This is a genomic window from Acinetobacter pengchengensis (assembly GCF_982235305.1).
Window position 1 is genome coordinate 174,676 of sequence record NZ_CEVATJ010000001.1, and the last position, 20,934, is coordinate 195,609.

The following is a 20,934-nucleotide window of genomic DNA, read 5'->3' on the forward strand; positions in this document are numbered from 1 at the left end:
CAGGATGTCGGGCTTTTTTATTGCCTGTATCTTTTAGATCAATTTTAGAAAGCAACGATTACTTACAATAAATCACGTGTAATAAATAGTTTGATGGTATGATATGTATCAATGATATCTATTTTATTGGGAGGCAAATATGGAAACCGCTAAAGTTTTTCAAACAGGTCGTAGTCAAGCTGTCCGTTTACCTAAAGCATTTCGCTTTAATGGTACTGAAGTTGCTATCAAGAGTTTTGGCCGTGGTGTCTTATTAATGCCCATCGAAAACCCATGGGACATCATGTTAGAAGCAATTAACGAATTTGAAGTAGGATTTCAGCTTGAACGAGCTGATCAGGGTGAGCAATTACGTGAGGACTTCAAATGATTTACCTCTTAGACACAAATATTTGTATCTACGTGATCAATCATAAACCACAGCAAGTTTTTGAACGCTTTAAGCAATATCAGCTTGGACAGTTAGCTATTTCTAGCATAACCGCGTCAGAGCTGGCTTTTGGCGTTGAAAAGTCTGGATCTGAACGCAATAAGCAAGCTCTGAACAAGTTTTTATCACCCTTAGATATTTTACCCTACGATGAGCAAGCGATTTGGCATTACGCTAAATTACGTCAAGATCTCCAATCAACAGGTAAAACTATTGGTAGTTTAGATATGCTAATAGCAGCTCATGCCCTCGCTTTAGATGTTGTACTAGTCACAAACAACATCAAGGAATTTGAGCGTATAGATGGGTTAAAGTTAGAGAACTGGATCTAATTTTTAGCCCTTAAAAGGGCTAAATTTCGTATAGCACCATTATGTTAATTTTAGAAAAACTACATACTTTCATACATAAATTATTTTTCAAAAATATAATTTTTTTCCATATTTATAGGGCAAATAAACATATATTGCGCTTTAAACATTCCGTTTTTGTCCTTTTTAATTTTTTTTACGGTTTCTTTAGATTGCAATACTTGCTCCAAATTTGCTAATAAATCTATTTTTGCTTTATCTAGATCTTTATTAAACACGTTCAAATTATATTTTTGATAATTATTCATGGCATGCGTAATAGCATCTACATTACTTTTATTATTTACTATTACATCTGTAAAAAGTTCATACGCAACAGAACAATAATTTTTGAACATATCTTTATTTCGAGCTAAAAATTCTTCTTTTTCACCTGCACAGCCAGATTTGTCATAAACAAACTTATTTCTATAATAATCACTATCTTTTGGCGAATTTAAAATTACAATTCCATCTGAACTATACGAAAATAAATGATATCCAACATATCCTCCATAGGAGTTTTTAGCATTTACTTCACCACAAGCAACACTCTCACCAACAGAATTCTTTATTTCCCTTAATTTTTGAAATTTTGTAGAGTCTGGATCTTTCATTTCCTGTTTTACTTTACTTTGAACCATATCTAAAAATTTATTATTTTCAGCATAAACTGAATTAATTAAAAAAAAATTAAGAATGGTGAAGTATATTAATTTACTCATAAAGTCCTCATAATTTAACAATTTGCATAAGATGGCTGAATCTGTGGATGCTATTTTTTAGATTCTACCCAAAGTGAATACGTAGATTAAGCAAGTTATGACTGTACGCATTGATGCAGACGTTATGCAATCGCTTAAGGAAAAGGATATCAAACACGTATGAATAAAATCCTATGTAATGCAATGCTTAAAGAATTAAAAAGCCAGTACAACTGGCTTTTTAGGGCACTGTTGCAAATAACCACGAATGGTAAGCTGAAGACTGTTTTAGCTAAAGGAGCAGCATATGAATCCTTTCCATGGTCGGCATTTTCAGGGCGAAATCATTCTTTGGGCTGTGCGCTGGTATTGTAAATATGGCATTAGCTATCGTGAACTGCAGGAAATGCTGGCCGAACGGGGTGTGAATGTTGATCACACGACTATTTACCGTTGGGTTCAACGTTATGCTCCTGAAATAGAAAAACGTTTACGCTGGTATTGGCGTAATCCTACAGATCTGAGCTCGTGGCATATTGATGAAACCTATGTAAAAGTGAATGGACGATGGTCTTATCTGTATCGTGCAGTCGATCAACGTGGCGATACCATTGATTTTTATCTTTCTTCTAGACGTAATACCAAATCAGCATATTGTTTTCTTGGAAAAATTTTAAATAATGTGAAGAAGTGGCAAATTCCACAAGTGATCAACACGGATAAAGCACCCACATATGGACGTGCTTTATCACGGTTAAAACGGGAAGGTAAATGTCCACCAGACCTTGAGCACAGGCAGATTAAGTATAAAAATAACGTGATTGAATGTGATCATGGCAAGCTAAAGCGGATCATCAGGGCCACATTAGGATTCAAATCTATGAAGACGGCTTATGCCACAATTAAAGGTATTGAAGTCATGCGTGCACTACGTAAAGGACAAGCATCGTCATTTTATTATGGTCAGCCTCAGGGTGAAGTGTGTCTAATCAACAGGGTTTTCGGTCTCTAAGTACTTTTTAAAGGGAACATCATCGACTCAAATCTCTATTTGCAACAGTGCCATTATTAGTAACTTGCTACAGACTGACCGTCTGAATTAACCAGACAGTATAGCCGACGAAAAATAGTACTAAAGTAGTGCCAGAAGTACGACCGAATACACGCTTGGTTTTAAATGCAAATAGACACATCACAAACAGTAGTAAGGTTAAGAGACTCATCGCTAATATATCACGCGACAGAATAATGCTACTCGGAGTAATAGGCGCAATGAGTGCTGCTATACCTACGACTCCTAAAGTATTAAAAACGTTAGAGCCTATAATATTACCCAAAGCCATATCATGCTCACCTTTACGTGCGGCCGACAAGCTCGCAACTAATTCAGGCAGTGACGTACCGATAGCGACGATAGTGAGACCAATGATAAGCTCACTCAAGCCCCATAAAGTAGCAAGTTCAGTAGCGCCCCAAACGATAGCGCGCGAGCTTAGTATTAATACGAACAAACCAAGAAATAACCTACCTAAACCTTGTGCCATACTGTGTTCAGCCTTTGCAGTTTCTTCTACAGTATCGTCTTCATGTTCGTGGTTGCCTTCACGCATGCTCAAGATGATTTGTATGCCTAAGACAACGACTAGAAGCACTATCAATACTATACCGTCGGTATTACCTAAGACACCATCGCTTAATTGCCAAGCAGCTACTGCCGTCACCAACAGTAGTAAAGGCATATCACGATTGATAATACTTTTTCGGATAATAATTGGACTTATTAATACCGTTGCGCCTAATACTATGGCGATATTAACAATGTTAGAACCATAAGCATTACCCAATGCCAGCCCAGGGCTACCTTCTAAAGCAGCTAACATGGACACTATCATCTCTGGTGATGAAGTGCCTACACCTAGAATGATGACACCAATCAAAAAGCTGGGTACATTCAGCTTATTAGCTAAAGCGACGGCACCATCAATAAAAACATCAGCACTCCAAACCAAGATTGCTAGACCTACTACTACTACTGCTAGCATTGCTAACCACATCAGTGCGTTTCCTTATAAAAATTAGAGTAATCGTTAAGAAAAATGGGCATAAAAAATTGAGCAATAGAAGGCTCAGTTTTATAGTAGCATAAGCAACCAGCGCAATTATGAGAAAAGGTATTATTGTTTTTTATACTTTGAAGTCCTTAATGTCTCATTCAGTCTTGAAAGCATGATTAGTGCATTTGCGATTACCAATGATGTGATTTTCATCATATTAAGCCTTATAATTAATACCATCAAAAACCTTAAGATATCCATATGCTAAAGAAAACTGAGCAAAGATTAGAGAAAATCATATTTAATAGCCGTTGGCTACTAGCCCCATTTTATTTGGGATTAGTGCTCGGTATTATTTTATTATTTATCAAGTTTTTCCAAGAAATGTGGCATATGATCACCCATGTGCTCAGTGCGTCTGAAGCCGATGTGATCGTTGGTGCGTTAGCTCTTATCGACATGGCATTGGTCGCAAGTTTGTTACTCATCATTATATTCAGTGGTTACGAAATTTTTGTCTCAAAAATTGATACAGTGGGGCATGAGGATCGTCCTGAATGGATGGGAAAAACTAATTTCTCTGGCCTAAAACTTAAAGTCATTGGTGCTATTGTTGCCATTTCTGCTATCGATCTTCTTAAATCATTTATGGATATACCCAAAGATATGAGCGAGGGTGATGCTGATAGATTGATGTGGAAAGTGATTATTCATATGACGTTTGTACTTTCAGGCCTATTGTTTGCCTTGATGGACAAGATTGTTGGTGATACTAAAAAACATTAAAAAAAGCTCAATAGAAATCTATTTATTAATTTACGCAAATAGGCGCAAAGGAGCGTAGATGGCATGAGCTAGTTTATTAACCTTATTCGATGACATTAGTATGATGAGTGTTTATGTGACTTGTGCAGTAAGCATCCGGCTAACACAGCCTTACCAAGCGATCCTATAAGCCTTAATTTAGTTCCCACCTAAAAACAAGTGGGGACTTAATCCATGAACATGGATATATATTCAGCAACACCTCCTGTTGCTAAAAAACGCCGAAAATACAGCAAAGAATTCAAACTCAGTATTGTCAATGCCTGCAAAAATCCTAATACCTCGATCGCTTCGGTCGCACTGCAACATAGTATTAATGCCAACCTTGTCAGTCGTTGGATCAGGATCTTCAGCCATCATGAGGGTGCCGTGCAGGATCCTACTCATGTGAATCCAGCATTTATTGCTTTGCCTTACACTGCTGCAATCAGCCAACCTATTGATGAGAGGATCACGTTGTGTATCACCGTGCCTCATACGAATAATGATATTCAGCTAAAATGGCAGACATCAGAAATACCTGCCTTGGCAGAATTACTCAAGGCACTTGCAACATGATCCGCATTGATGAAATCTGGTTGTCTACTCAGCCCATGGACATGCGTGCAGGTATGGATACGACCATGGCTCAGGTGGTGAGAGCCTTTGGCTACATCAAACCGCATTGTGCTTACCTGTTCTGTAATAAACGTGGCCATCGCATGAAAGTGCTGGTACATGATGGATTGGGCATCTGGCTGTGTGCCCGGCGGCTGGAACAGGGCAAATTTCACTGGGCTCAAGTTCACCAAGGTGAAACCGTGGCCCTCAGCCCGGAACAGTTACAGGCATTAATCCAAGGTTTGCCCTGGCAGCGCATTGGACGACAGCAGGTGGTGACGATGCTTTAAACCAGGCTGTTCCATTCTGCTATTCTCCAAACGTTCTATTTCCTCTGCGTCATGACCTCAGGCATACTGCGGTCATGAATACGCTGCCTGACTTAAGCCAACTGACCCATGAACAACTGCTGGAATTCACCAGGCAGTTGGCGCTGCAGCATCAGTCTCTAGCACAATCAAACCAACAATTGGATGCCAAAGTTCAACATCTTTCTATTCTCAATCAAAAATACGAGCATGAACTGGCGCTGTTTAAAAAGCACAAATTCGCCCAAAGGAATGAACACTTAACGGCAAAACAAATCCATCTGTGGGATGAAGCGGTTGAAGAAGATATTGCCGCGGTTGATCTAGAACTGGAACGGCTAAATGCAGATAAAACCAATGCAGCGACACAGAAAGCCAAAACCAATAAACCTAAACGTCGACCACTGCCAGATCATCTACACACCATCCGTATTGAGCATGAACCTGCATCAACCCAATGTGCTTGTGGCTGCCAACTCCGTCGTATCGGCGAAGATGTCAGTGAAAAACTGCATTTCAGACCGGCACAGTTCTATAAGGAACAGCATGTGCGTGGTAAATGGGTCTGTGATCAGTGTGACACTCTGACTCAGCAAGCGATGCCCGCCTATGTGATTGATAAAGGCATTGCTTCACCTGAATTGCTCAGCCATGTGCTGGTATCGAAGTATGCCGATCATTTGCCGCTGTACCGTCAGCGCCTGATCTATCAGCGGGCTGGCATTGATCTGTCCAGATCCACTTTATCTGACTGGATAGGTCGCTGCGGTGTAGAACTGGAACCTCTGGCCAATGCCTTAAAAGAGGTGGTGCTGCAACAGCGGGTGCTGCATGCAGATGAAACACCGGTCACCATCATGCGGATGGGTGAGAATAATAAAAAACCGAAGAAAGGTTATGTCTGGGCCTATGCCACCACACAGTATAATCCAGTTCAGGCGGTGATCTATGACTTTCAGGATAGTCGTTCAGGCCAGCATGCTGAAGAGTTCTTGAAAGGCTGGCAGGGCTATCTAGTCTGTGATGATTACAGTGGTTATAAAGCACGTTTTAAATCAGGCCAGGTGATTGAGGTAGGGTGCATGGCCCATGCACGTCGTAAATTCCATGAACTGCATGTAACTGGGAAAAGTCAGGTTGCTGAACAGGCCTTAGTGCTGATTCAGAAACTGTATGCGATAGAAGCAGAACTCAGGAAAAAGACCGATGGTACAGCGGAAGACCGCCGCGAATACCGACAACAGCATAGTCAACCAGTGATGCAACAACTATATGAATGGCTCAACCAACATCATCTGACAGTGCCATCGAGTTCTCCCACCGCCAAGGCTATCAATTACACTCTGAAGCGTTGGCCAGCCTTAAGCCGCTATCTGGATGATGGCAATCTACCGATATGCAACAATTGGGTAGAGAATCAGATGCGTCCCTGGGCGTTGGGACGCAAGAACTGGCTGTTTGCAGGTTCGCTGCGCAGTGGTCAGCGAGCGGCAAACATCATGACTTTAATCCAGTCAGCAAAGCTGAATGGCTTGGATCCGTATGCCTATTTAAGTGATGTGCTGAAAAGGTTACCGACACACAAAGTGACCCAAATTGAAGAATTGCTGCCGCACTGCTGGAAACCTAAATCGAATTAAAAAATAGGTATGGGATTCAGCGGACGCTTACCTTGTGCATTAAAATCCTGATGGTAATCTAATCAAGATCTATGAACGTCTAACAGAGATAGAGATTTTAACAAAACTTAAAAATAAGCAGCCAACCTTTTTAGTTTGACTGCGTATAACCGCCATTATGTTAAATGGATAGATGGTTTGATTATGGCTTCCTTACCCACTTGAAAATGTTTTACCCAACTAATGACTAACAATTTTACTTTTATTACTATGACAAATAGTTTTTTTAAGAAAAATTTGACATGAAAAATATATGTGCACTTACGATAGCTCTTATAAGTATAGGAATTATTCCAAACGTAAAAGTTGAAGCGAATGTTCTTGATATAGTGGAAGCATATAGAGACCAAATTAATTATAAAGAAGAAAAAATTCAAAGTCTTGATTCAAAAATACTAGCACTTACTGTAAAACCTGAAAATATGGAGATTTGGAAAGAGCTTAGCTGTGAAAGAAGAAAGGCTATGCGAAGCTACATTCATTCAGCAAATAAGATACTTGAATCTAAGGAGTTGAAAAGTCCAGAACTTAAAAATGCTGAAGAAATAAAAAGCTATTTGGTAGATTCGAAAAATTACTATTTACTCTTTATAGCAGAAGAGGATCAGGTATTACAAAGCTCTGCTTTCGGGAGCAATACAATAGGATTTGAAACTTTCACATTAGATAATCTTTGTCAGGGTTATGAAGACTATGAACTAGAATCATAGACATAACCTATGGTTGATTTTTTATGTACTTTACAGGTCTTCAAAAATCAACCACTCATAAGTATTAAAAACAGTAAAACTTGAAACAAGTTACTATTTCATTTTTTTAAAATTAAAAGCTGAATTGTATATTTAATTCCAACTTAAAGGACTACCACAGGCTTGAGTCGATATATTTTCTAAATCATCAGGTTTGCCATAGAGCAAAATCATTTCTATGCAAGTCGCTAAATATACTCTAGCTTGTCTTTCATGAAAGCATTGTTTTAAAGTATGTTGTTGATTTTCTGGAATAATATTTGGAGCCGTACTCATAATTAATAGCACAAAGTTCGACTTATTTAATCCTGGCTTAAGCATTAAATCTCTGAGCTTACGTAGAGGAATAACATTTAGACCTTCAAGAATAGTACCGGCTTGAATTACTAGGCTATAGCACATTCTCTCTCTATTATTTTGTGTAGAGCTATTAGCTATAATTGCCCATTCAGGCATAGGTCTTAAAGTTTTTTCATCGGCTTCTTTGTGTTTTTTAAAGTAAGCAGAAATGATTAAAAACAAAATGATGCCTACTACAACTATCCAAATCATTATTATTCAACCTTTAATTTATAATTGATACACCAATAACAAGTTGATTATAAATGAATTTTGTTGCGAATACCTTATAATTCACATTTTCTATTTGAACTGTAAATACTACAGAGTCTTGCTTTCTTTCTAGGATATGTACTTGTGTGTTTCTATTAATATATTCTTCCAAATCTGAATAGAATACGTCATCAAAAGAAATTGTTGGATTTTGAGGATTTGTGAACTTAGATGTGTATTGAATTACTTTAGAAATGTCTTTTACCTTAGGTTTCTTTTTCTTGATTTTAAGAAAAATAATTAAAACAGCAATCAATAAAATAAAGATCAAAAATTCCATAAGTATCCTTTAAAATTCTTTAGTTTTCTTAAAATTAACATAATACACCTTATACGAAATGTGTTATAATTTTCCTTAGAAATCAATGCTGTAGTTTCTAGTTTATAGCCCAATCACACCCGATTGGGCTTTTTTTATGATTTTTCATGTTTCACGCCTATTCTTTGACCAATGTTTCACGACTTTGTTCATATTAGTTAAACAATCGTGGTTAATCATAGGGGCTAAAAAAACAGCTCCAAAAGCCGAGGGGTAATCCCCCCTAAAAATAATAGGATCTAAAAGTAGAATTTTCTCTTAAGATACGAGCAGGAGATTCTGCATGAAAACATCTAAATTTACTGACAGTCAGATCATGTCCATCTTGAAACAGGCAGAATCTGGCACACCTGTAGCGACCCTTTGCCGTGAACACGGCATGAGTAATGCTACCTTTTATAAATGGCGTGCCAAATATGGTGGTATGGATACATCATTAATGGATCGACTGAAAGAGCTAGAAGCCGAAAATACCAGACTTAAAAAGATGTATGCGGAAGAGCGATTAAAGGCCGAAATCATCCAGGAAGCGATGGCAATGAGTAGCACTGCTACGCAAGGGTAAAGCCATCTTGCCGGCGTAAGATGGCACAACAGGCAGTTGCCCAGCATGCCATTAGTATTCGTTTGGCTTGTAAAGCATTTGGCATTAGTGAAACCTGCTACCGCTATCAAGCCAATCTCAGCGATGACAATGCACTCATTGCTGAACAGCTCATTGAACTCACTGAGGAAAATTCCGATTGGGGCTTTGGTTTGTGCTTCTCGTATTTACGGCATGTTGGGAGTTGCTGCTGGAATCACAAGCGGGTTTACCGCATTTACTGTGAGTTGGCACTGAATCTGCGTATTAAACCGAGAAGAAGACTAAAACGGCATGCGCCTGAACCATTGAAAGAACCAATCCGAGAAAATCAGGTTTGGTCATTAGATTTTATGCATGATCAGCTTTCCGATGGTCGCAAGTTTCGATTATTGAATGTGATTGATGATTACCGCCGCGAAGGCCTAGCCATTGAAGCAGGGTTCTCATTGCCCACAATCAGGGTTATTCGTACGTTGAATCAATTGCTGGAGTGGAGAGAAAAACCGTTAGTGATCCGATGCGATAATGGTCCCGAATTTATCAGTCACGAATTTGTGCGCTGGGCTACTGAGCACGGTATTCGTATTGAATATATTCAACCGGGTAAGCCACAGCAGAATGCGTATATTGAACGCTATAATCGGACCATACGTTATAGTTGGCTGAGCAAGCATTTATTTGATACTTTGGATGAAGTACAAGATTATGCAACAAACTGGTTGTGGCATTACAACCATGAAAGACCACATCAAGCTAACAAAGGAAAGCCACCTCTAATGGCTGCTTAACCTCTACTTTTAACTTCGGTTATTTATGGGAGGATTACCGCTTGATCAATTAGATTCAGCCCAGAACAGGAAGTAGCGAGTAAAAAAGTTGAGTCACTTTCTGGTCACCATTTGGTCACTAATTCCAAATGTAATATTCTGTTAACTTACTTTTTTATGTATCAGATTTTTTGATTGATAAAAATATTTATTAAAATCAACAAAAAAAGCCCCTATCTTTCGATAGGGGCTTTTCGTATTCTGGAGCGGGAAACGAGACTCGAACTCGCGACCCCAACCTTGGCAAGGTTGTGCTCTACCAACTGAGCTATTCCCGCATGCGGTGTATAATACATGATGAAAAAATAGGGTCAATCCATTTATGCAAAAAATTAGCTTAATTGCATAAATAAACGACATTTTTTAGAACAACTGGCGATGAGATCGCCAAATTTAAGTAGAAAAACACGCTGTAACGGCACGAAGCACGAATGATTCTACCAAAGTGCTGAGAATTGTATAGAACGCAGTTATACTGCTAGGCAGCCTTTAAACCATTTTGGGAAATACAATCATGAGTTTAGAACAACAATTGTTACAACGCTTAGCTGCTTTAAATCCAAGTCATTTAGAAGTTGTGAATGAATCTGCAGGGCATGGCGGTTATTTCCCAGGAAAAGAATCCCATTTTAAAGTGGTGATGGTCAGTGATGCTTTTCAGGGCTTACGTTCGGTACAACGTCATCAAAAAATTTATGCTGCTGTGGGTGACTTACTTGCGCCAAGTAAAATTCATGCACTGGCAATTCATGCCTTTGTCGCCTCTGAGTGGCAAGGCCAAGATACGTCTAGCCCTGAATGTGGACATGCACCAAAAAATGCGTAAGGGAAGGCTATAGATGGAAAATTTATCAATGCTGAACAACATTCACGTTGCTGCAGTGGCTTTGTTGCTGTTGGTGATAGTGGTGCGTGCCATGACTTTATTTAAAGGCACATTGAATCACTCTCCAAACCCTAAAGCATGGAAAGTCTTTGTGGCTTTACAGCATTCGGCACTCACGTTGATTGTGGTGACAGGAGTCATTGCCTTATTTCTGAAGGATTTTCAGGTCGAAGCTTGGTTTTATGCCAAAATTATTTTATTTTTTGTGATGCTTTCTTCTTTGATTAAAGCGTATAAAAAAGATGAGCGTATTTTGTTGATTCAACGTCGTGTGGGTTGGGGCTTAGCCCTAGTCGCATTTTTTGCCATTTTAGGTTTGGTGATGTTAAAGCCAAGCTTTGGCTAAGCCAGTAGGTCTTATTGTAGATGTTGCTTGTGGATGCAAACTCACGGGCATTGAATGTGTGTAAATATCGACAAGAGAGAGTTTGTATATTTGAGCACTGGCGAATTGTTAGACATAATTTGGCAAGAATATTTACAGCTCAGTTAAACTGAAGTGATGTCACAACAAAAATTCAAAAGAGGGGCGGCAATGCGCACACGTGTGGTGTTTAATCAGAAAGGTGGTGTTGGAAAATCCAGTATTACCGTCAATTTGGCTGCAATTAGTGCGCATCAGGGTTTAAAAACTTTGGTGATTGACCTTGACCCGCAAGCCAACTCCAGCCAATATTTATTGGGTGATGATGCCACTTATTCTGCCGATAAACCTGCGCTTGAACCCAACATCGAAAATTATTTTGAAGAAGTGTTGGGTGCAAATCAATCCAAAGGTTTATTGGGCAATGCTTTAGGTTCAATTTTAAAAAACCGCAACAAAGGTTTAGAAGCCTATGTACACCAGTCACCATTTAAAAATTTGGATGTGATTCCTGCCAGTCCACAATTGGGCGGTTTGGCACATGCACTTGAATCGAAACATAAAATTTACAAGCTGCGCGATGCCTTGCAACAATTGTCCGATCAATATGACCGCGTATTTATTGATACTCCGCCTGCGTTTAACTTTTTCACCTTGTCGGCATTAATTGCGGCAGATCGGGTGCTTATTCCATTTGACTGCGATGTCTTTTCTAAACGCGCTTTGCAAAGCCTAATTGAAAATGTGCTGGAAACTCAAGATGATCACAATGCAAACTTGCAAATTGAAGGCATTGTGGTGAATCAATATCAGGCACAGGCCAAGTTACCGCGTGAAGTGGTGCAGCAACTCAAAGATGAAGGTTTACCTGTTTTGAATAGCATGTTACCGCCTTCGGTGTTGATGAAAGAATCACATCATAAAAATTTGCCATTAATTCATTTGGCAACAGATCATAAATTGACGCAGGCCTATCAATCGTTGTTCAATGAAATTGAGCAAGCGTGATACAGAGGTAGACATGAAAACATTTGCAATTGGTCTTGTCGCGGCAAGTAGTTTATTGCTTGGGGCTTGTGCGACCACAGTCAAACCTAGCTATGTGTCGCCTACACATTATCAAGCTTTGAATTGCCAACAATTACAAAGTGAATATAACCGTATTCAGCAATATATTGAAAGCGGTGTCGAAGCGCCAAAACGTACAGGCGTTGGTGTGGGTGTGGGCTTAGGTGGTGGTTGGGGTAGCCGTGGCGGGTGGGGCGTTGCACCGAGTGTTTCAGTCAATATGGGACAGTCGTCCAATACCAAAAGAACAGAATTGGCACGTCTTTTAGGTGAGCAAGAAGCCATTGTGCAAGCAGCAAAATTTAAAGCCTGCCCGATTATTGTCAAACCCAAACCTGCAACCTCTTAAGTTTTAGGGTTTGCGAATATTTCGTCTATGGTGCTGCCATTTGTGCAGCACCATTACTTAAAAAATGTAGCAATATAATTCAAGACTGATCTCAATCTAATATTTTAAAAACAAAAACTTAATTTTATTTTCTGTTCTATTGATACCCTTGGTTTAGTCCTGCCAGATAGAAAAACTTGTCATTTTCAATGGCTTTCATATAAGGTGTGCTCCTATTTTTGATTCGCATGCTCTGGTGTTTATGATTGAAAGTTGGCTCTTTGTCCTAGCAATGATTGGGGTCTTGATGATTCCTGGCCCGACCAATGCGCTATTGGCAAGCTCAGCCCACCAACAAGGCATTGCCAAAACCAGTCTGCTGATTCCCGCAGAGTTTTTGGGTTATATGTATGCTATTAGTTTGTGGGCGTTATTCATTCATTTGAGTGCGCCAATTTGGCCTTATTTAATTGATATTCTGCATGTTTTAAGTGCAGGTTATGTATTTTGGATGGCTTTTCATTTATGGAAGCAGTCGCATTTAGAACAACATTGTCAAAAACACCCCACCATTCGCCCCGTGCAATTATTTTTTTCGACTTTTAAAAATCCGAAGGCCTTGTTATTTGCTGCAGGTATTTTTCCTGTAGAAACTTGGGATAACCCGACTAACTTCGCCATGGTCTATGTCTTATTCGGTCTAGTTTTATTGCCAACAGCGTTATTTTGGATGTCTTTAGGGCGGGCAGTTTTGGCGCGAGAAACCAATAAACTGACGGCAGACCTATTATATAAAGGCTCGGCTTTGCTGTTGGTGGTGTGTATGCTGCCTGTCGTAGCACGTTTTTTCTAAAGATTTAGAGCTCAATTTGCTGAGCTGAACAATCATCTCAGCTGTTTTGAATGGATGAGGGTGGCGCTGTTCAACAGGCATGCCCAAAGAATTACACAACTTAAGCAGGTTTTTTCTTGAGTTTTTGGCGAATAAAACCAATCACACCAGGCAAAACACTTAAAATAATAATGCCAAAAATTAAATAGGTGAAATTGTCTTTCACAATTGGCATATTGCCAAACAAATAACCGAGCGTGATAAACGACGCGATCCAGCAAAAAGCGCCAATCACGTTATAGGTTAGGAAGTATTTATAATTCATGCTGCCTGCACCTGCCACAAAAGGCGCAAAGGTACGCGCAAAAGGCACAAAACGCGCAAAAATAATGGTTTTTCCGCCGTGTCGCTCAAAAAACTTTTGGGTTTCGATCAAATGTTTTTTATTGATAAAACGTGATTCCAGCTCGAAAACCCGTGGACCAATATATTTACCAATGTGGTAATTCAGGGTGTCGCCGAGTACTGCAGCAGTAAACAATAAAATACCCAAAATCCAAGGATCCATTACTCCTGTCGATGCAGCCAGTGCGCCTGCCGCGAACAGCAAACTATCACCCGGTAAAAACGGCATAACCACCAAGCCTGTTTCTACAAAAATAATCAGGAATAAAATAGCGTAAATCCACACCCCATATTGGGTGATGAATTCGAGCAAATGCTCATCGACGTGCAAGATAAAATCAATCAGTTCCATGAGAAAAAACAAGCGAAAGTGTGCTCAAATCCTAGCAGTCCAGACGTTGAAAGTCAGTATAAAAAAGTAAATAATTATTAGATGAATTTAGGAGTAATTAATTTCATTCTTGGCTCTGTTCTAAAAATGCAACAGGTTATCTCACTTGGGCGGATAATCTATAGAATAAAAAATATCCAGATTCAGCATTGTCTGAATAGTGTGCGCAAGGCGTGGAAAAATGCTAGAATAGCGCGCTTAATTCGTTTGCCTTTCATAGTTGTTTGTCATGACTACCAATACTCAAATTACTGAAGATCGTATCCTGATTCTGGATTTCGGTTCGCAATATAGTCAGCTTATCGCGCGTCGTGTGCGTGAAGCGGGCGTATATTCTGAAATGTATGCCTACGATATGTCTGAAGAAGACATTCGTGCATTTAATCCAAACGGTATTATCTTATCGGGTGGACCTGAAAGTGTTCATCAAGCGGGTAGTCCACGTGCACCTGAAATCGTATTTAACTTAGGCGTACCTGTATTGGGAATCTGCTATGGTTTACAGACCATGGCAGAACAATTGGGCGGTAAAGTTGAAGCGGGTACAGTGCATGAATTCGGTTATGCCGAAGTCGATATTTTGGTGCGTGACAAACTGATTGGTAACTTGCAAGACCGTGAAAACCAATTGCACGTTTGGATGAGCCATGGCGATAAAGTGGCACGCATTCCAGAAGGCTTCCAAATTACTGCAAGCACGCCAAGCTGCCCAGTGGCGATGATTTCTGATGAAACCCGCCGTTTCTATGGAATTCAGTTCCACCCAGAAGTGACACACACTGCTAAAGGTGCAGAGTTATTGTCTAACTTTGTACATCAAATTTGTGGATGTCGCGGTTTATGGACACCAGAACACATCATCGATCTGCGTGTAGAACAATTACGTCAGCAAATTGGCGATGAAAAAGTATTGCTAGGTTTATCTGGTGGTGTGGATTCCTCTGTGGTTGCAGCTTTGTTGCATAAAGCCATTGGCGATCAATTAACATGTGTATTTGTTGACAATGGCTTATTACGCTTGAACGAAGGCGATCAAGTGATGCAAATGTTTGCAGAAAACATGGGTATTCGCGTGATTCGTGCCGATGCAGAACAACGCTTCCTCAGCGCGTTGGCAGGTGAAGTCGATCCTGAGAAAAAACGTAAAATTATTGGTCGAGAATTTATTGAAGTTTTCGCTGAAGAAGCACGTAAACTCGATGGCGTGAAATTCTTAGCACAAGGTACGATTTACCCAGACGTGATTGAATCGGCAGCCAGCAAACAAGGTAAAGCGCACGTGATTAAGTCACACCATAACGTGGGTGGTTTACCAGAAGATTTAGCCTTTGAATTGGTTGAACCTTTACGTGATTTATTTAAAGATGAAGTGCGTAAACTCGGCACGACTTTAGGCTTGCCACACAGCATGATTTACCGTCATCCATTCCCTGGTCCTGGTTTGGGTGTACGTATTTTGGGTGAAGTGAAAAAAGAATATGCAGACATTTTACGTCTAGCTGATGACATTTTCATGCAGGAATTGCGTGCAAGTGGTTGGTATGACAAAACGGCACAAGCGTTTGCAGTATTCCAACCTGTGAAATCTGTGGGTGTCGTCGGTGATGGTCGTCGTTATGCATGGGTAATTGCACTTCGTGCCGTAGAAACGGTGGACTTTATGACCGCACGTTTCGCACACTTACCCTACGATTTGGTCGACAAAATCTCTACCCGCATCATGAATGAAATTGCAGACGTTTCACGTGTCACTTATGACGTATCGTCTAAACCACCTGCAACAATTGAATGGGAGTAAAACTGGGGTTTCAAGCAGCACTGCTGCTTGCCAGTTTTACGGCAAGGGCTTAAACCCGCGACAGCTGGGATTTCGGACAGCACTGCTGTCCGCCTGAATTACGCCAAGCGCTATGCGCGCGGCAGCTAGGGGTTTCAAGCAGCACTGCTACTTGCCAGTTTTACGGCAAGGGCTGTGCGCGTGACAGCTAGAGATTTCACGAAGCATTGCTTCGTGTCTGAATTACGTCATGTGCCTATTTTAAAGCACAGCTATTTAAAATAGGCGCAAGATGCGCGCAGCGGCAGGTTTCCAAGCAGGGCTTTTAAACATACGCTAGCTAGATACCCAAAAAAATGAGCACGTAATGTGCTCATTTTTTAAATTAATTAGATCATCCAAGATTTAACTTCTTTTTTTAAAATTGGTTCGGGTGGCTCAGACATTCCCACATCATAACTGATCACACAATTACGCCCACTTTGTTTGGCTTGGTAAAGTGCTATATCAGCTTCCTTAATCAACAGTTGTAAGTCAGTTTGTTGCGGTTTTAAACTTGATACACCAATCGACACGGTAAAATTAAAGCATTTATTGCCTATACACATTTGGTGCTGTGCAATTTTTTGTCTTAAACGCTCTGAAATCACCAGTGCTTCATCCAAACTGGTTTCGCTGAGCAGGGCAATAAATTCCTCGCCACCAAAGCGTGCCAAAATATCTTTACGACGCATCTCTTTACGGGCAATTTCAGCAATATTTTGCAGCACCCGATCTCCAACATCATGCCCATAGGTATCATTAATTTGTTTAAAGAAATCTACATCAAACATCAATAAACAGATCGAATTCGATTTAGGCCATTGGTGAATTTTATGTTCCGCCATGTGCACAAATTGCCGACGGTTATTCAGTTGGGTTAGTTCATCGGTATGGGCTAAGGCTTGCAGGGTATGGAAATTCCAGTCATCCAGCAAACTGCGCAAAAAGTGGTGGCGCGCATTGAGGGTATTGCTCCAGCTAATATACAAACTGAGTAACCACATGGGGATATAGACCACCATAAAAATGAGTGCATCTTGTAGCGTTGTTAAGGAGATGGCACTTAGAAAAATCAGTACACTCATGAGCAGTGAATTGTATAGTGCAGGTCGGAAACGTACCTGAATACACAGATTAGCCATCACCACATAAATAACCGCAGCATAAAGATAGTAGCCGACCCACGGACTGTGGGATTGCGACAAAATATAAAACCAGACACCACAACACAATGTAGCGCTGATGGGTAAGATTAAATCTAAAAGCTGAATATCTTTGACGTATTTAAAGCAAAAATAATTACCTACCAATGCAAGAGTTACGGCAAACACACGCATAATGCCCGAAAGCAGACTGACGTCTGGAATCACAAAATAATCGACAAAGAAATACAGTAAGAAAACCATTTGCCCAATGTAATTGACCTGACGCAAATAACGACGTTGATGTAAATATTGATATTGGTCAAAGTGGGCTTCAAATTTTGGTGGGAGAGGCGCAGTCGGGTGCTGCAATGCTGTTTCAATTGCCTGTCGGTTTTCCAGATCGCATTCAGTCACTTTTAATAATTTGGCTGAAGCTTCTTGGTCGCTTAAAACTTTCGAATGAAACTGTTGCCCCATTCGAGCTTTCACAGACATTACGATACTGACCCAAAATAACAACTTACACAGAAATTATGCCCAAAATGTTGAAAAATTGACCTCCCTAAATTTGGGTATTTTCTGTATTTTTTTAAATTTTTGATCAAAATTGCCAATTTGGTCATCTATACAATGAGTTGCTACGGCTGTAATCACTTATAAAACAAATAGGGTCTTGCTCTTCACTATCAATTTAGCGTATTTAATAGTAAAAGAATCAAAAGCTGTAGCTTTAAGGAGCACAGGATGAGCAATAGCAATTATACCGAGCTCTCCAATTCAGACGATTGCGACAAGTACATAAAGCAATTTATACAGGAATTTCCACTGCGTAATGCTGAAATTGGACAGGGAACTTTAATCAAACGTGCCCTACCGAGTCGACATAAACGCATGATTGGCGCATGGTGTTTTCTGGATCATGCAGGTCCTGTGAGCTTTCCGCAAGGTGAAGGTTTAGATATTGGTCCACATCCACATATTGGTTTGCAAACCTTTACTTGGATGATTGAAGGGACAATCATGCACACCGATAGTTTGGGCACCAAGCAGTTGATACGTCCGAAACAGGTCAATTTAATGACCGCAGGTTATGGCATTTCGCATACCGAAGTTGCGCCTGAAACTGAAACCCATATGCATACCGCTCAATTATGGATTGCATTGCCTGATGATCAGCGCAATATGGCACCGCGCTTTGACCATTACCCCGACTTGCCGGTGATACACCAAGATGGTTTGGAGTTTACCATTTTGGTGGGTGAATTTTTAAACACGACTTCACCTGTACGCGTGCATAGTGAATTGCTCGGGGTCGATATTAGCGCAAGCACATCGAATAAAACCCGTTTAGCACTCAATCCTAAATTCGAATATGGTTTGATGATGTTAGAGGGGACAGCCACATTGCATGGGCATGAACTGACCGATGAAAATATGTTACTGCTTGAACCTGGGCTGACTGAAATTGAATTGCATGTGCATGCAGGTGCACGGCTATTACTTTTAGGTGGTTTGCCGTTTGAATCGCCCATTTTATTATGGTGGAATTTGGTTGGCCGTACCCAAGAAGAATTAGAACTTGCTCGGGAGCAATGGGTCAATCAAGATCCGCGTTTTGGTTCAATTCCAGATTATGACGGACCACGTTTAGAAGCACCGACTTTTCCCGCAAGAATTCGGGCTTCGAAATAAATTCTAGCAAAGCAGATCACTACAGGGAGCAAGCAGATGGCAATGATTGGAACAGCACAGGTACACAGTTTAGAGGCAGCCTGGCAAGGTCAACTGCAAAGCGGAGAGCATCAATTTATTGTGGATGAGCCTGAGTCGTTGGGTGGTCATGATACAGGCCCCGCTCCCTATGATTTGCTTTGTAGTGCTCTAGTCGCCTGTACTATGATTACCTTGCGTATGTATTCACAGCATAAAGGATTAGATTTTGGCAAAATTCAAGTTGAGGCTCATTTTTTTGCCAATAAAGAAGGGCAGGAATGGGTCGAGCGTCAGGTGATCATTGAACAGCCTTTAGATGCAGAGTTACAACAGAAAGTGCTGAATATCTGCCAAAAAACCCCTGTCACCAAAACGCTGCTACGCAGTATGGAAATTCGTACTGAATTTGGTTAAACAGAGGTTGAATCCATCTCTTATAAATAGCCCTCTAGGACAGATCTTTTTTATAATGTTGCGTAAAATAGAAGATATACAATCACTCAAAAACATAGGCAATAAAACAAAATAGGACGTTTTATGATTACCTTACACCACCTTGATCAATCCCGCTCTTTCCGCATTTTGTGGGCCCTTGAAGAGTTGGGCTTAGACTATGATATCAAGTTTTATCACCGTCAGCCCAATTTTAGTGCGCCTAATGAATTAAAGCTGATTCACCCATTGGGTAAAGCGCCAATTTTAACTGATGCAGAGCAGACCATCGCAGAATCTGCAGTAATTTTGGAATACTTGCAGCAGCAATATGATTTGCAAGCGCAGTTTAAACCGCAGCAGACTTCAGCACAGCAAGCCTATCAATACTGGATGCATTATGCCGAAGGTTCATTAATGCCATTGTTAGTGATGCAGTTGGTATTGACCAAAGTGCCACAGCAAGTGCCATGGTTAGTTCGACCAGTGGCAAACAAAATTAGTGCAGGTATTAAAGCAGGATTTATTCAGCCTCGTTTAAAAGATCATATTGCTTATTTGGAAGCTTATTTGTCTGAACATGATTATTTTGCAGGCAAATTTTCTTTTGCCGATATTCAAATGAGTTTCCCTCTTCAGGCACTGCAAAGCCGTACAGGGCATCGTTATCCACAGATTGCAGCTTATTTGGCACGCGTGGAACAGCGTCCTGCATTTCAATCTGCACGTGAACGTGAGCAGGAATTACTGTAACAACTCTAGCGATGTTTCTTATGCGTATATGATTCTGCACCCCAAAAAAGATGCCGTGGCATCTTTTTTAACTGATCTTATTTATTGGTAAACTAGGCTTAGCGTTTCACTACAATCGAATCAATGCCGCTATGCTGCAGAGTTTGCTGGGCAATCACTGCCGCTTCTGCGGAGTCATAAGGACCTGAAATCACACGATACCATGTTTCGCCACCGTCGGTACTTTTCACTACATCAGCAGATAAACCATTCAAAATAATTTCAGCACGACGTGCATCGGCAGCATCTGGGTCGGTATAACTGCGTACTTGCAAAATATAGCTGGCTTTGACCACAGGAGCAGACATTTCAGATAAACCGACATTGGCTTCACTGGCAGCAGGTGCTTCTACCGCAACAGGTGCTTCAACAATAACTACGGTATTTTGTTGCTGTGTTTCAGGAACCGCTTGCTCAGGAATAGGCGTGACCTGTTGCTGTGGTAGCAAATCGTAAAAACGATAGTCTTTGTTGGTATCTTCTTGATAATGTTCTGAACTGATTTGACCTTTGGGTTGCACAGGTGCCCACGGTTTCCAAAGCATTAAAGCCACAGCAAAACACAACAGTACTAAAACGACCACGAGCGTGCCTAACCATGCAGGAATCAGTTGTTTTTTGGGCTTATTGGGGCGCTCAGATACACCGCGTTGCGTTTTTCCAAACACGAGGAAACCTCTTTATTGTCAGCAATACCAGAAATTTTTTTGGACTAA

General features: G+C 40.5%; 25 protein-coding genes, 1 tRNA gene and 2 pseudogenes. 20 read left to right on the forward strand and 8 right to left on the reverse strand.

The window, feature by feature from the left end; all coding sequences use genetic code 11:
• Positions 1-139: 139 nt before the first annotated feature.
• Both AC0T5Z_RS00835 and vapC read left to right on the forward strand, forming a co-directional pair.
• The gene (locus AC0T5Z_RS00835) at positions 140-370 is read left to right on the forward strand and encodes an antitoxin (RefSeq protein ID WP_104427085.1); all 231 of its coding nucleotides are present in this window, start codon (positions 140-142) and stop codon (positions 368-370) included.
• Entirely contained in the window at positions 367-762 is a 396-nt protein-coding gene (vapC, locus tag AC0T5Z_RS00840; RefSeq protein ID WP_086185555.1) for a type II toxin-antitoxin system tRNA(fMet)-specific endonuclease VapC, read from the forward strand. Before AC0T5Z_RS00835 ends, vapC begins: the two co-directional genes overlap by 4 nt.
• An 80-nt stretch (positions 763-842) precedes the next feature.
• On the opposite strand, the gene AC0T5Z_RS00845 is transcribed toward vapC, so the two are convergent.
• Positions 843-1,505: a hypothetical protein gene (locus AC0T5Z_RS00845; protein WP_104427084.1), complete on the reverse strand. Its 663-nt coding sequence runs from the start codon at positions 1,503-1,505 to the stop codon at positions 843-845.
• A gap of 85 nt (positions 1,506-1,590) precedes the next feature.
• Between AC0T5Z_RS00845 and AC0T5Z_RS00850 the strand changes: the two are divergent.
• Both AC0T5Z_RS00850 and AC0T5Z_RS00855 read left to right on the forward strand, forming a co-directional pair.
• Positions 1,591-1,709, forward strand: a pseudogene (locus AC0T5Z_RS00850) (BrnA antitoxin family protein); the annotation flags it as partial.
• A gap of 82 nt (positions 1,710-1,791) precedes the next feature.
• On the forward strand, positions 1,792-2,496 hold the full coding sequence (locus tag AC0T5Z_RS00855; RefSeq protein ID WP_001067784.1) for an IS6-like element IS1006 family transposase: 705 nt from the start codon (positions 1,792-1,794) through the stop codon (positions 2,494-2,496).
• Between the two features lie 67 nt (positions 2,497-2,563).
• On the opposite strand, the gene AC0T5Z_RS00860 is transcribed toward AC0T5Z_RS00855, so the two are convergent.
• A complete protein-coding gene (locus tag AC0T5Z_RS00860; RefSeq protein WP_160243457.1) occupies positions 2,564-3,538 on the reverse strand; it encodes a calcium/sodium antiporter in 975 nt (324 codons plus the stop codon).
• Between the two features lie 172 nt (positions 3,539-3,710).
• Here AC0T5Z_RS00860 and AC0T5Z_RS00865 point away from each other — a divergent pair, with 172 nt between their 5' ends.
• The 6 genes from AC0T5Z_RS00865 to AC0T5Z_RS00890 all read left to right on the forward strand — a co-directional run bounded on the left by AC0T5Z_RS00865 (position 3,711) and on the right by AC0T5Z_RS00890 (position 7,660).
• Positions 3,711-3,806, forward strand: a complete 96-nt coding sequence (locus tag AC0T5Z_RS00865) for a hypothetical protein (protein WP_394803983.1) — start codon at positions 3,711-3,713, stop codon at positions 3,804-3,806.
• Positions 3,800-4,324 carry a TIGR00645 family protein gene (locus AC0T5Z_RS00870; RefSeq protein WP_160243456.1) on the forward strand — a complete coding sequence of 175 codons (525 nt, stop codon included), beginning with the start codon at positions 3,800-3,802 and terminating at the stop codon, positions 4,322-4,324. The genes AC0T5Z_RS00865 and AC0T5Z_RS00870 overlap by 7 nt, the downstream gene beginning before the upstream one ends.
• Before the next feature lie 213 nt (positions 4,325-4,537).
• Positions 4,538-4,921, forward strand: coding sequence for a transposase (locus AC0T5Z_RS00875; protein WP_001055585.1), 384 nt, complete (start codon positions 4,538-4,540; stop codon positions 4,919-4,921).
• Entirely contained in the window at positions 4,918-5,253 is a 336-nt protein-coding gene (gene tnpB, locus AC0T5Z_RS00880; RefSeq protein WP_000618091.1) for an IS66 family insertion sequence element accessory protein TnpB, read from the forward strand. The genes AC0T5Z_RS00875 and tnpB overlap by 4 nt, the downstream gene beginning before the upstream one ends.
• 74 nt (positions 5,254-5,327) lie before the next feature.
• Positions 5,328-6,911, forward strand: a complete 1,584-nt coding sequence (locus tag AC0T5Z_RS00885) for an IS66-like element ISAba25 family transposase (RefSeq protein ID WP_001094410.1) — start codon at positions 5,328-5,330, stop codon at positions 6,909-6,911.
• Between the two features lie 281 nt (positions 6,912-7,192).
• Positions 7,193-7,660 carry a hypothetical protein gene (locus AC0T5Z_RS00890; RefSeq protein WP_435337848.1) on the forward strand — a complete coding sequence of 156 codons (468 nt, stop codon included), beginning with the start codon at positions 7,193-7,195 and terminating at the stop codon, positions 7,658-7,660.
• Between the two features lie 132 nt (positions 7,661-7,792).
• Here AC0T5Z_RS00890 and AC0T5Z_RS00895 read toward each other — a convergent pair whose 3' ends face one another.
• The gene (locus AC0T5Z_RS00895; protein ID WP_473786256.1) at positions 7,793-8,251 is read right to left on the reverse strand and encodes a hypothetical protein; all 459 of its coding nucleotides are present in this window, start codon (positions 8,249-8,251) and stop codon (positions 7,793-7,795) included.
• 13 nt (positions 8,252-8,264) lie between these two features.
• Positions 8,265-8,591: a hypothetical protein gene (locus AC0T5Z_RS00900; protein WP_163165178.1), complete on the reverse strand. Its 327-nt coding sequence runs from the start codon at positions 8,589-8,591 to the stop codon at positions 8,265-8,267.
• 322 nt (positions 8,592-8,913) lie between these two features.
• Between AC0T5Z_RS00900 and AC0T5Z_RS00905 the strand changes: the two are divergent.
• A pseudogene (locus AC0T5Z_RS00905) lies at positions 8,914-10,004 on the forward strand (IS3 family transposase).
• A gap of 241 nt (positions 10,005-10,245) precedes the next feature.
• On the opposite strand, the gene AC0T5Z_RS00910 reads toward AC0T5Z_RS00905, so the two are convergent.
• Positions 10,246-10,321: transfer RNA gene (locus AC0T5Z_RS00910), tRNA-Gly, on the reverse strand.
• Between the two features lie 236 nt (positions 10,322-10,557).
• Between AC0T5Z_RS00910 and AC0T5Z_RS00915 the strand changes: the two genes are divergently transcribed.
• From AC0T5Z_RS00915 to AC0T5Z_RS00935, 5 genes are all read left to right on the forward strand, one after another.
• The gene (locus AC0T5Z_RS00915; protein ID WP_435337453.1) at positions 10,558-10,869 is read left to right on the forward strand and encodes a BolA family protein; all 312 of its coding nucleotides are present in this window, start codon (positions 10,558-10,560) and stop codon (positions 10,867-10,869) included.
• A 13-nt stretch (positions 10,870-10,882) separates the two neighbouring features.
• Positions 10,883-11,275: a SirB2 family protein gene (locus AC0T5Z_RS00920; protein ID WP_291337815.1), complete on the forward strand. Its 393-nt coding sequence runs from the start codon at positions 10,883-10,885 to the stop codon at positions 11,273-11,275.
• 189 nt (positions 11,276-11,464) lie between these two features.
• Positions 11,465-12,301, forward strand: a complete 837-nt coding sequence (locus AC0T5Z_RS00925; RefSeq protein ID WP_435337454.1) for a ParA family protein — start codon at positions 11,465-11,467, stop codon at positions 12,299-12,301.
• Positions 12,302-12,314: 13 nt separating this feature from the next.
• The gene (locus AC0T5Z_RS00930) at positions 12,315-12,710 is read left to right on the forward strand and encodes a hypothetical protein (RefSeq protein ID WP_435337455.1); all 396 of its coding nucleotides are present in this window, start codon (positions 12,315-12,317) and stop codon (positions 12,708-12,710) included.
• A gap of 241 nt (positions 12,711-12,951) precedes the next feature.
• Positions 12,952-13,542: a LysE family translocator gene (locus tag AC0T5Z_RS00935; protein WP_435337456.1), complete on the forward strand. Its 591-nt coding sequence runs from the start codon at positions 12,952-12,954 to the stop codon at positions 13,540-13,542.
• Between the two features lie 100 nt (positions 13,543-13,642).
• On the opposite strand, the gene AC0T5Z_RS00940 is transcribed toward AC0T5Z_RS00935, so the two are convergent.
• Positions 13,643-14,278, reverse strand: coding sequence for a DedA family protein (locus AC0T5Z_RS00940; RefSeq protein ID WP_236094330.1), 636 nt, complete (start codon positions 14,276-14,278; stop codon positions 13,643-13,645).
• A gap of 268 nt (positions 14,279-14,546) precedes the next feature.
• Here AC0T5Z_RS00940 and guaA point away from each other — a divergent pair, with 268 nt between their 5' ends.
• A complete protein-coding gene (guaA, locus tag AC0T5Z_RS00945; RefSeq protein WP_291337830.1) occupies positions 14,547-16,115 on the forward strand; it encodes a glutamine-hydrolyzing GMP synthase in 1,569 nt (522 codons plus the stop codon).
• A gap of 368 nt (positions 16,116-16,483) precedes the next feature.
• Here guaA and AC0T5Z_RS00950 read toward each other — a convergent pair whose 3' ends face one another.
• The gene (locus AC0T5Z_RS00950) at positions 16,484-17,758 is read right to left on the reverse strand and encodes a GGDEF domain-containing protein (protein WP_435337457.1); all 1,275 of its coding nucleotides are present in this window, start codon (positions 17,756-17,758) and stop codon (positions 16,484-16,486) included.
• Between the two features lie 267 nt (positions 17,759-18,025).
• On the opposite strand from AC0T5Z_RS00950, the gene AC0T5Z_RS00955 reads away from it, so the two are divergent.
• The 3 genes from AC0T5Z_RS00955 (at position 18,026) to AC0T5Z_RS00965 (ending at position 20,179) form a co-directional block, all read left to right on the forward strand.
• Positions 18,026-18,973, forward strand: a complete 948-nt coding sequence (locus AC0T5Z_RS00955) for a pirin family protein (protein ID WP_291337833.1) — start codon at positions 18,026-18,028, stop codon at positions 18,971-18,973.
• 36 nt (positions 18,974-19,009) lie between these two features.
• Complete coding sequence (locus AC0T5Z_RS00960; RefSeq protein WP_086904897.1) at positions 19,010-19,408, forward strand: OsmC family protein; 399 nt, start codon at positions 19,010-19,012, stop codon at positions 19,406-19,408.
• A 123-nt stretch (positions 19,409-19,531) separates the two neighbouring features.
• On the forward strand, positions 19,532-20,179 hold the full coding sequence (locus AC0T5Z_RS00965) for a glutathione S-transferase (protein ID WP_435337458.1): 648 nt from the start codon (positions 19,532-19,534) through the stop codon (positions 20,177-20,179).
• Positions 20,180-20,277: 98 nt separating this feature from the next.
• On the opposite strand, the gene AC0T5Z_RS00970 is transcribed toward AC0T5Z_RS00965, so the two are convergent.
• Positions 20,278-20,886: an SPOR domain-containing protein gene (locus tag AC0T5Z_RS00970; RefSeq protein WP_435337459.1), complete on the reverse strand. Its 609-nt coding sequence runs from the start codon at positions 20,884-20,886 to the stop codon at positions 20,278-20,280.
• Positions 20,887-20,934 lie beyond the last annotated feature (48 nt).